11 protein-coding genes and 1 pseudogene are annotated in these 9,422 nt (G+C 39.3%); 7 read left to right on the top strand and 5 right to left on the bottom strand.

Going from position 1 to position 9,422, the window contains the following annotated elements:
- Window positions 1–167: 167 nt before the first annotated feature.
- Window positions 168–317, bottom strand: coding sequence for a hypothetical protein (locus WAX46_RS15045; protein ID WP_226567336.1), 150 nt, complete (start codon window positions 315–317; stop codon window positions 168–170).
- Window positions 317–1,420, bottom strand: coding sequence for a Rap family tetratricopeptide repeat protein (locus tag WAX46_RS15040; RefSeq protein WP_336494274.1), 1,104 nt, complete (start codon window positions 1,418–1,420; stop codon window positions 317–319). The genes WAX46_RS15045 and WAX46_RS15040 overlap by 1 nt, the downstream gene beginning before the upstream one ends.
- 545 nt (window positions 1,421–1,965) lie before the next feature.
- Here WAX46_RS15040 and WAX46_RS15035 point away from each other — a divergent pair.
- The 3 genes from WAX46_RS15035 to WAX46_RS15025 all read left to right on the top strand — a co-directional run bounded on the left by WAX46_RS15035 (window position 1,966) and on the right by WAX46_RS15025 (window position 4,169).
- Window positions 1,966–2,730, top strand: coding sequence for a transporter substrate-binding domain-containing protein (locus WAX46_RS15035; protein WP_226567338.1), 765 nt, complete (start codon window positions 1,966–1,968; stop codon window positions 2,728–2,730).
- A gap of 69 nt (window positions 2,731–2,799) precedes the next feature.
- Window positions 2,800–3,444, top strand: a complete 645-nt coding sequence (locus WAX46_RS15030) for an amino acid ABC transporter permease (protein ID WP_336494273.1) — start codon at window positions 2,800–2,802, stop codon at window positions 3,442–3,444.
- Window positions 3,441–4,169: an amino acid ABC transporter ATP-binding protein gene (locus WAX46_RS15025; RefSeq protein ID WP_281430310.1), complete on the top strand. Its 729-nt coding sequence runs from the start codon at window positions 3,441–3,443 to the stop codon at window positions 4,167–4,169. Before WAX46_RS15030 ends, WAX46_RS15025 begins: the two co-directional genes overlap by 4 nt.
- Before the next feature lie 175 nt (window positions 4,170–4,344).
- Here the strand turns inward: WAX46_RS15025 and WAX46_RS15020 are convergent, their stop codons facing one another.
- Window positions 4,345–4,596 carry a VOC family protein gene (locus WAX46_RS15020; RefSeq protein WP_281430311.1) on the bottom strand — a complete coding sequence of 84 codons (252 nt, stop codon included), beginning with the start codon at window positions 4,594–4,596 and terminating at the stop codon, window positions 4,345–4,347.
- A gap of 197 nt (window positions 4,597–4,793) precedes the next feature.
- On the opposite strand from WAX46_RS15020, the gene WAX46_RS15015 reads away from it, so the two are divergent.
- The gene (locus tag WAX46_RS15015; RefSeq protein ID WP_226567340.1) at window positions 4,794–5,975 is read left to right on the top strand and encodes a class I SAM-dependent rRNA methyltransferase; all 1,182 of its coding nucleotides are present in this window, start codon (window positions 4,794–4,796) and stop codon (window positions 5,973–5,975) included.
- Window positions 5,976–6,014: 39 nt separating this feature from the next.
- Here WAX46_RS15015 and WAX46_RS15010 read toward each other — a convergent pair whose 3' ends face one another.
- Window positions 6,015–6,695, bottom strand: coding sequence for a CidB/LrgB family autolysis modulator (locus WAX46_RS15010; RefSeq protein ID WP_226567341.1), 681 nt, complete (start codon window positions 6,693–6,695; stop codon window positions 6,015–6,017).
- Complete coding sequence (locus WAX46_RS15005; RefSeq protein WP_336494272.1) at window positions 6,689–7,072, bottom strand: CidA/LrgA family holin-like protein; 384 nt, start codon at window positions 7,070–7,072, stop codon at window positions 6,689–6,691. The genes WAX46_RS15010 and WAX46_RS15005 overlap by 7 nt, the downstream gene beginning before the upstream one ends.
- 164 nt (window positions 7,073–7,236) lie before the next feature.
- On the opposite strand from WAX46_RS15005, the gene cidR reads away from it, so the two are divergent.
- From cidR to WAX46_RS14990, 3 genes and pseudogenes are all read left to right on the top strand, one after another.
- Window positions 7,237–8,124 carry a cidABC operon transcriptional activator CidR gene (cidR, locus tag WAX46_RS15000; protein WP_226567342.1) on the top strand — a complete coding sequence of 296 codons (888 nt, stop codon included), beginning with the start codon at window positions 7,237–7,239 and terminating at the stop codon, window positions 8,122–8,124.
- A 201-nt stretch (window positions 8,125–8,325) separates the two neighbouring features.
- Window positions 8,326–8,994, top strand: a complete 669-nt coding sequence (thiE, locus tag WAX46_RS14995; protein WP_226567343.1) for a thiamine phosphate synthase — start codon at window positions 8,326–8,328, stop codon at window positions 8,992–8,994.
- Window positions 8,995–9,136: 142 nt separating this feature from the next.
- Window positions 9,137–9,256 (top strand): annotated as a pseudogene (locus WAX46_RS14990) (nuclear transport factor 2 family protein); the annotation flags it as partial.
- Window positions 9,257–9,422 lie beyond the last annotated feature (166 nt).

The raw sequence follows: 9,422 nt of genomic DNA, 5'->3' as shown, positions 1-9,422 counted from the left end.
ACTTCAACTGGATAACTCACTCTTGTCCCCATAGAAAAAACACCTCCATGTTTTATTTCGGATCACAACGGTCCGTTTTCAAACTTGAAGGTGTTTTTTATTTGTCTCATCTTAGGGGGTCAGTCCCTTCTGATCACAGCTAATCTTTTCTTTCATCGGCATTCATTTTAAGGATTGGTTCCTCGATCTCTCTTTTGGATAATGGTTCCTTCATCTTGAAATTGTGCAGTTTGGCTGTTTTTTTGGGTGGAAGTGCCAATGAAAACACCTGACATCAAGATTGTAAAAATCGCACTTGTTATGAACAATTTCTTCATCATTCATCACTCCAATTTTTAATATTTTTTAATGACAACGCCTTGTTCCAAAAATAAGTTGATTCTTCATGAAGGCCATTTTCAGTTAAGGATGCTGCTACATCATGACAGATGGCTTCAAGATCAAGGAGGAAATTCATTGATTCTAATTGATCACAATAAGAAATGATTTGCTCAATCATGTTGTCTGGCTGTAGCATGAGCGTTTCTAAAATCGATAATTTAAGTGAAATGTTTCGTTGTTTTAAATTTTCTGCTTTTTGAAGTGAAAGCTGTACGTAATAGGTGAACAAACCAGGCTTTTTCAGCTTAAATAGCGCTTTTGTGTAGGCATACAAGGCAAGTAAATAGCCGCCTGGAGAAGAAGTTTCAAATGTCTCAATCAATAAAGCTCTTTCTAGGAGCGGTACAGCTTCACTGTATTGGTTTCTTAGACTTTTAATAAAGGCAGCATTACAGTACGCATGACCAAGTAAATCTGGGTCTTCCATCTGTTCTAGTGAATGAATAACCTGTTGAAACAACATCTCTGCCTCATCATAGTTCATTTGATCTGCATAATTCAAAGCAAGCATCATTTGACAGCTGATTGATTTTTTCACATAACATGGATCTGTGTCATAAATAGATGAAGCCATTTTTAAGTGGTGTATGGAGAGAAGTGTGGATCTAATATTGTAGTATAGGCATCCTGTTTTATAATGAAATTCTGCTTTTTCAATGTCATCATGTACGAGATCTAATTTATTCTCAGCCAATTTTAAATGATGGAATGCCGTTTCCTGATTTCCTCTGCGCATTTCATACATTCCTTTAAAGAAATAGTAATAGTAGCTGAGCATATCATCTGTACGGATGGCATCTTCATCAACAAAAAGACTATGATCTAACGAAGTCGTATCTTCGATAAGATCTTTGAAACGGTATTCTAGTAATTGATAATAAAGTAAGACGTCTTGATTCTCTTCCATTCGATCAAACGCTTGAAGAATATCTTCTTTTAGTTGTATGGCTTCTTGAATCTCTCTTTTTTTCATCAATACATACCAGTCATTTAGCATATTTGCTACATCAACGGACGACAAAACCCCTGTTTCGGCCAATTAGTATCCTCCTTTCTTCATTTCTTCATCTATCACCATATTTCAATTTGCCGTTCAGCTAAATCATCTTTCCATATCAGAATGTAAGTACCATATTATATTTTAAGCTGTCTTTATCAATTTGTAAAACATGTTTTCTGATGTAAATTCAACCAATAGTGAAAAATAAAGGGATTATCAGATTTAATGTGTACGATTACATTTTTTTAGATGAAAAGAGTAGGATAGAAAAAATATATTACAATATCAACAGAAAGAGTAAGGTAGTTATTGAAATCTTATAATAGGTAAGAAAGAAATAGCGGTTTTCAAGATGTATTCTCATTTTTTGTGAGATTATATCCACATGAATATTGTGAAGCGCTCTTCTTTCAGAATAAAATGAGTTATTCGCAAAAAAATAAAATTTAAAGAGACTATTGATCTAGAGTTGTATGGATCTTTTGGTATTGATAAAAAATATCACACATCATAGATTTAGCGTGGTATAGTAATATTATTGTTTAGAATATTTAGACAAAACTGACATTAGGGGGTCGTGTTTTATGAAGAAATCGATGTTACTGATTATGGGACTTGTTTTTGTGCTCGTCATGGCAGCCTGTGGATCAAAATCGGACAGTGGTTCGGGTGAAGACAAAGACACATATAAAATTGGGATAGATACAACATATCCGCCATTTGAATTTGAAAAGGGCGGTAAATATGAAGGTATAGACGTTGATTTAATTAACGCAATTGCAAAAGACCAAGGCTTCAAAGTAAAGCTTGAAGCAATGGACTTCTCAGGGATTATTCCAGCGATGCAAGCAGGTCAGCTTGATGTTGGAATGGGCGGTATGAGTATTACAGATGAGCGTAAAAAGAAAGTAGATTTCTCAGATCCATACTTCGACGCTGGACTCACAGTTGTTGTGAAAAAGGACAGCAGCATCAAATCGATTGATGATTTAAAGGGGAAAAAGGTAGCTGTTAAAAATGGGACAACAGGTGCGAAATTTGCATCAGATAACGCAGATAAATACGGGTATGAAGTTGTGCAATTTAATGATAGTCCATCTATGTTCCAAGAAGTATCTAATGGAAATGCAGACGCATTGATCGAAGATTATCCCGTCATTACGTATGCGATCGCACAACAAGATTTAAACTTGAAAACAGCTGGAGACCGCTTGAATGGGGACCAATATGGTATCTCTGTAATGAAGGAGAAAAACCAAGACTTGCTGAAGAAAATCAATAAAGGCCTAGAAAACCTAAAGAAAAACGGTGAATATGACAAAATTATTGATAAATATTTGAAGTCATAATACAAGCGAGGCGCGCTCTAGGCGCGCCTTCTTTATGTGTAAACCGTATGTGAATTAGGAGGGAGAAACATGGATACGATTATTAATGCATTTCCATATTTAATGGATGGTTTGCAAACCACTTTATATATCTTTGTTGTTGCCATCATTTTAGGATTTATCATCGGTTTGATTGTGGCATTATTCCGCCTGTCACCATTTAAAATCATCAATGTCATTGCACTCATTTTTGTGAATGCTATTCGAGGTACCCCATTTATTGTACAGCTATTTTTCATTTATTTTGGTTTGAATACACTTGAATTTATTTCGCTTGATCGAGTGCCGGCGGGGATTATTACAGTAGCGATTAATGCAGGGGCTTATTTCTCAGAGATAATTCGTGCAGGGATTCAATCCATTGATAAAGGACAAACAGAAGCCGCACGCTCTCTCGGATTTACAGGGGGACAAAACATGCGTTTTATCGTCCTTCCACAGGCATTTCGTCGCATGCTTCCAGCGATTACAAACCAAGCCATTATCAGCTTGAAGGATACGTCGCTCTTATCCATTATCGGGATCGCTGATATTATGCAGCGAGGACAAGTTCAAGCATCGGCCACATTTGATCCTTTGAATGTCTGGCTTATTGTCGGTGTCATTTATTTCGTGATCATTTATTTACTTTCTCTACTGGCTAGCTACGCAGAAAGGAGATTTGATATCAAATGAGTATGATTACGGTGAAAAATTTAAAAAAATCCTTTGGTGATCATGAAGTGTTAAAGGATATTAATGCAGTCATCGAGGAAAAGGAAGTAGTGTGTGTTATTGGTCCTTCTGGATCAGGAAAAAGCACGTTTCTAAGATGTCTCAATAAATTAGAGGATATTACTGCTGGAGAAGTTGTTGTCCACGGACATACGATTACAGATCCAAAAGTCAACATCAACAAAGTACGACAAGAAGTCGGCATGGTGTTTCAGCACTTTAATTTATTTCCTCATAAAACGGTTTTAGAAAATATCACGATCGCACCGATGAAGGTAAAAGGCGTTGAGAAGAAGTCGGCAGTCGATAAAGCCCTAGACTTGCTTGAAAAAGTTGGCTTAAAAGATAAAGCCCAAAGCTACCCTAACCAACTATCTGGTGGACAAAAACAGCGTGTCGCCATCGCAAGAGCGTTGGCGATGGATCCAAAAGTGCTATTATTTGATGAGCCGACATCTGCTCTTGATCCTGAGGTCGTTGGGGATGTATTAGCTGTTATGAAACAATTAGCCGTTGAAGGCATGACGATGATTGTGGTCACGCATGAAATGGGTTTTGCAAGAGAGGTAGGAGATCGCGTCATCTTTATGGATGGCGGATATATCGTCGAAGAAGACAAGCCAGAAGCACTCTTTGGAAATCCGCAGCACGAGCGAACAAAGTCATTTCTTAGTAAGGTGCTATAAAAAAAAGAGTAAGAGCAGATATACATGCTCTTACTCTCTTTCTTTTATGGGAAATGGAACCGCAGACTCACTATCCGCGAAGAGGCAGAGGGTTTCATTAAAGGTGTCTCCATTCCTATTAAGATAGAGGATAGCAGAAACCCAATTTCCTAGGAAATATTAGTGCTGGAAGAACTCAATCTATTCCTGGTCGGATCCTCTGAAAAAGAATAGCAATATCCAATTGGTAATGTCGTGATTTCTTCATGATTAAATCAATTTGAAGCTTTTGGATACGGTTGAATTCTGCATGAATATTGTCTGTTGTGAAGGTGAGATGATGGACCTTTCTTTCAGATGGAAGATCACTGCTGTAGCCCTGAATGAGCTCAATTTCAGTTTCTGCTTTGTCTTTAAAGCCAAGAAATGCAACCTCAATCACTTTCATGCCCACAACCTTTCATAAAAATCAATGGACTGATCAATATCCCCGACCATAATACCTGTATGATCTAAGCGTAAAGTCGTCAAAAGAAGAGCCTCCTTTAAGTCATGATATTTTTCTCTGCATCTTATCATATAGAAGTAACGTATACATTCATATGGTAGGATAGAGAGAGTCAATTTAGGATAAGGGTGACACAAATGAAAAAAATCTCATTAAAACAAACATTTACGGAGCAAGTGAAAAATGGTTATCCACTCATATCAAAAGATGCTGTATCGCATGTGAACGGTGTACAGGAAGGCGAGCTCATTGAATGGGTGGATGAAAGAGGCGCCTTTTTAGGAAAAGGGTATTATGGTGTTCAAAATAAAGGCATTGGCTGGGTGCTTTCCTTTGATGCAAACGAAAAAATCAATCACGCCTTTTTTGTCTCTAAGCTTGAGCAGGCAGCGAAAAGTAGAACGCATTTATTCCGTGATGTACAGACGACTGCTTTTCGTGTGTTCAATGGAGAGGGTGATGGAATTGGTGGAATCACGATTGATTATTATGACGGTTTCTATCTCATCCAATGGTATAGCGAAGGGGTCTATACATTAAAATCAGAAGTGTTGGCTGCACTTGAGCAGGTATATCCAGACTACAAAGGCATTTATGAAAAGAAACGATTTGATACGTCTGGACAATATATTGAGGATGACGATTTTGTGAAGGGAGAAAAAGGTGAATTTCCTCTCATCGTGAAAGAAAACGGGATGAACGTCGCGGTTTATTTAAATGATGGCGCCATGACGGGCATTTTTCTTGATCAGCGCCATGTCAGAAAAGCGATTCGAGATCGTTATGCAAAAGGAAAGACCGTCCTTAATACGTTTTCTTATACCGGAGCATTCTCGGTAGCAGCAGAGCTTGGTGGGGCGAGCCGTACGACAAGTGTAGATGTCGCAAACCGCAGTTTGAAAAAAACATCCGAGCAGTTTGAAGTGAATGGCATTGATATGGACGGGCAGGATATCAAAGTCATGGACGTCTTTAAATACTTCCCGTTTGCAGCGAAAAAAGGTTGGACCTATGATGTAGTCATCTTAGACCCGCCTTCCTTTGCACGAACGAAAAAACACACATTCAGTGCGGTGAAGGATTATAAAAAGCTATTAAAAGAAGCCATCCAGATCACAGCTGAGAACGGCGTCATTGTGGCGTCAACCAACAGCAGTGCATTTGGGATGAAAAAGTTTAAAGGATTCATTGCACAGGCCTTTAAAGAATCTGGGCAAACGTATCGTATTCTTGAAGAATATACACTTCCTGAGGACTTCCGTACAACCAAGAATTATCCTGAAGGAAACTATTTAAAGGTTGTCTTCATCCAAGCATAATCAAAAAAAGCCATTCTCCAATAAAGGGAAGTGGCTTTTTTATAAGGCGAACGACAAGAGGAGAGGGGCTGCACAGAGTGTAATAATGGCCGAAAGAATCATCGATACACTTGAGATCGTGCCTGAGACGGAGCTTAACTCAAAGGCCTTTGATGTCCCTGCACCGTGTGCACCTGTACCAAGCAGTACGCCCATAGCAATGTCATTATCAATGCGGAAATAACGGATGACCATTGGACCAATGATCGAGCCAAATAGTGCAGTTAAAATGACGAATACAGCCGTAACGGACGGCATGCCGCCGATCATTTCTGACACACTCATTGCCACTGGTGTTGTAATAGACCTTGGGACAAGGCTCTCAATAAGAGCTGTGTCCAAATGAAACAATTTGGCGATAAATGCCGTTGATAAGATCGCAATGACAGAACCGCAAGCCACATTCAAAATAATTTCCACTGCATGCTTCTTCAGAATGTGAAAATACTTATATAAAGGAATCGCAAAAGCAACAGTGGCAGGTTGAAGCATATTCGTCAGCCATTTCCCGCCTTGATTGTAAGCATCGTAAGGAATGTTAACGATTAAGAGCAAGACCACAAGGACAAGCGGGGTCACAAGTAAAGGGGAGACATAGACTTTCGGGTGTCGTTTGTAAACCGCTTTTGATCCAAGGTATATAAGAACCGTTAAGATCAGAAATAGTCCGCCAACTAACATGGCTTTTTTCGCTCCTTTCTTTTCGCAATCATTTGAGTCATTATTCCAGTAGACAGCATGACCACAAAGGTACTAAGTAAGACGACAAGGACGATACTGGTGCCTGATTGAGAAAGCAATTTCCCATAATCAATCACACCAACTGCTGACGGGATAAAAAAGAGTAGCAGTTCTCCGAGGAGCCATACAGCGCCAAGTTCAATCCATTTTAATTTAATGATGTTAAAATGAAGTAATAAGAAAATGACAAGAATGCCTAAGATCGTGCCTGGTATTCTTAAATGCAAAAAGGCCGCCAGTACATTCATCAATTTCGCAAAAACAAATAAAGCCATAATCTGAAGGGTAGCAATCAGCGACGTTTTGAGCAATTGCACTTTCTGTTAACTCCTTTTCTATATATAATGTTCACTGTTTCACAAAAAAATGACATTATTCCAACTGGTGAGCTTAACTTAAAGTGTACAGTACGTTCTATTATAGGTAAAATACATATATTGAATAGTTATTATTCCTTTTTTCTATAGAAAGGGTGAGTCATGTGGACATTAGACATTTAACATATTTCTTAGAAGTGGCAAGGTTAAAGAGCTTTACGAAAGCCTCGCAATCCCTTTATGTGTCGCAGCCGACCATTTCCAAGATGGTCAAAAATCTGGAGGATGAGCTGGAGGTGCAGTTGTTTTACCGAAATGGCCGTAAGGTTGAAATGACAGATGCTGGACAAACGATGTATACACAGGCGAGTGAAATCACACAATCATTTCAGAATTTAACGAGTGAATTAAATGATTTAATGAATGTGAAAAAAGGGCATATAAGAATAGGGCTGCCGCCCATGATTGGATCAAGCTTCTTCCCAAATGTCATGGGAGAGTTTCGTCAGCAGTATCCAGATGTTACGTTTCAGTTGGTCGAACACGGCTCCATTAAAGTTGAGGAAGGGGTCGAGGAAGGGTCGTTAGATATTGGTGTCATTGTTCTACCTGTAAATGATAAAATTTTTCATACGTACACCATTATCAAAGAAAACATGAAGCTTGTGACACATCCATCGAATCCGATGGCAGGGCGTGATGAGGTGCATTTAGCTGATTTAAAGGAAGAGTCTTTTATATTTTTTAGAGAAGATTTTGTTTTGCACAGCCGGATATTGAATGAATGTATGATTGCGGGGTTCCGGCCTAATGTTATTTATGAAACGTCTCAATGGGATTTCATTAGTGAAATGGTAGCAGAGAACCTCGGGATCGGGCTTCTTCCTGAACGAATCTGCCGTGATCTTGATCCTGAAAAGGTGAAGGTCATTTCTTTAAACCCGCCTATCCCTTGGCATTTGGGTGTCATTTGGCGAAAGGATCGCTATTTGTCCTTTGCGGCAAGAGAATGGTTAAAGCATACAAAATCTTATGTTTGGGATGCAGAGTAAAAGGGAGGACGATACTGATGAAATTAAGCTACGTGTCTACTTCATGCGGCTTCAGCCGTACTGCTGTTTTATGGTGTCGCAGTTGAAAAGGCAGCCCAGCAGACAAAAGACCAGGAACATTCCAAATAGAACTGTTAAACGCAATATCAAACACAGGTAGCAATGATGTAATCATGTTAGGTAAAGTAGGGGGAGTTTTGCATGACAAAAGCTAATCAACTGCAAATCAAGCAGCAATTATCGGTTTATTTTATTATGGGAACTGCAAATACAAGCAGGAATCCGCTAGATGTCATCAAAGAAGCCATTCAAGGCGGGATCACCATATTTCAATTTCGTGAAAAGGGTGAAGGCGCCTTGCAAGGTGAAGAGAAGAAACAATTGGCCCGGCACATACAAGCACTTTGCCAAGAAGCGAATGTCCCTTTTATCGTAAATGATGATGTACAGCTAGCGATAAATCTGGATGCAGACGGCGTACATGTTGGTCAGGAAGATACAAATGTACAAGACGTGCGGAAAAGGATCGGGCATAAAATATTAGGCGTGTCCACGCATAACTTAGATGAAGTGAAACAAGCGTTGAAGGACGGGGCAGATTATGTCGGGATGGGTCCTGTCTACCCAACAGAGACGAAAAAGGATACACGCAGTGTCCAAGGAGTTTCTTTGATCACCAAGGTACGTCGTCATGGTCTTGATATTCCGATTGTTGGCATCGGCGGTATCACTTATGAAAATGCTGCACCAGTCATACAATCAGGGGCAGATGGTATTAGCATCATTAGCACTATTAGCCAAAGCGCTGATCCAAAAAAAGCAGCAGAAGAACTAAAATCACTTGTCGTATCAGAAAAAGCATCTCTTTAACCTGTTGAACCCATGGATTGACGAGATTCATGGGTTTTCTTGTCCGAGTGAAAAATAGACAGGAGAGAAACAATTGTGTACGATTTTATTGTTTGAATCTTTTCGACATGACAGGTAAATAAAGGAGAATGAACAATGGAAGTGGGCCGTTTGCGGAAAGCTGACGGATGGCCATGTATATACAGCAGAAGGAATTCATATTGCGGAGCTGGACGACCAAGGGAAGATCGTTTATTTAGAAAACGTCCCGAAAAACCTCTAGTTATTCAAGCGATATTAATAAGCCGGCTCTACAGCCGGCTTCAGCTTGTAGACAAAGTCTACAAGCTTTTTTGTATAATAAGGGTAATAACACAATTCTGCGGGGGATGAACATGTTATCGAAACGTGAAGAAGAGAGAAGAAATCAATTAGAAGTAGTGGCTTTA

The sequence above is a fragment of the Bacillus sp. FJAT-53060 genome, assembly GCF_037104745.1.
In the GTDB taxonomy this organism is placed as follows: Bacteria; Bacillota; Bacilli; order Bacillales; family Bacillaceae; genus Bacillus; species Bacillus stratosphericus_B.
Note: the sequence above shows the minus strand (reverse complement) of the source record. Positions and strands in the feature narration are given on the sequence as shown.

Coding starts and splice junctions, on each gene's coding strand:
- thiE (WP_226567343.1), top strand. CDS start 8,326: ATGACAAAAGCTAATCAACTGCAAATCAAGCAGCAATTATCGGTTTAT.
- WAX46_RS15035 (WP_226567338.1), top strand. CDS start 1,966: ATGAAGAAATCGATGTTACTGATTATGGGACTTGTTTTTGTGCTCGTC.
- WAX46_RS15045 (WP_226567336.1), bottom strand. CDS start 317: ATGAAGAAATTGTTCATAACAAGTGCGATTTTTACAATCTTGATGTCA.
- WAX46_RS15020 (WP_281430311.1), bottom strand. CDS start 4,596: ATGAAAGTGATTGAGGTTGCATTTCTTGGCTTTAAAGACAAAGCAGAA.
- WAX46_RS15025 (WP_281430310.1), top strand. CDS start 3,441: ATGAGTATGATTACGGTGAAAAATTTAAAAAAATCCTTTGGTGATCAT.
- WAX46_RS15015 (WP_226567340.1), top strand. CDS start 4,794: ATGAAAAAAATCTCATTAAAACAAACATTTACGGAGCAAGTGAAAAAT.
- WAX46_RS15010 (WP_226567341.1), bottom strand. CDS start 6,695: ATGTTAGTTGGCGGACTATTTCTGATCTTAACGGTTCTTATATACCTT.
- WAX46_RS15030 (WP_336494273.1), top strand. CDS start 2,800: ATGGATACGATTATTAATGCATTTCCATATTTAATGGATGGTTTGCAA.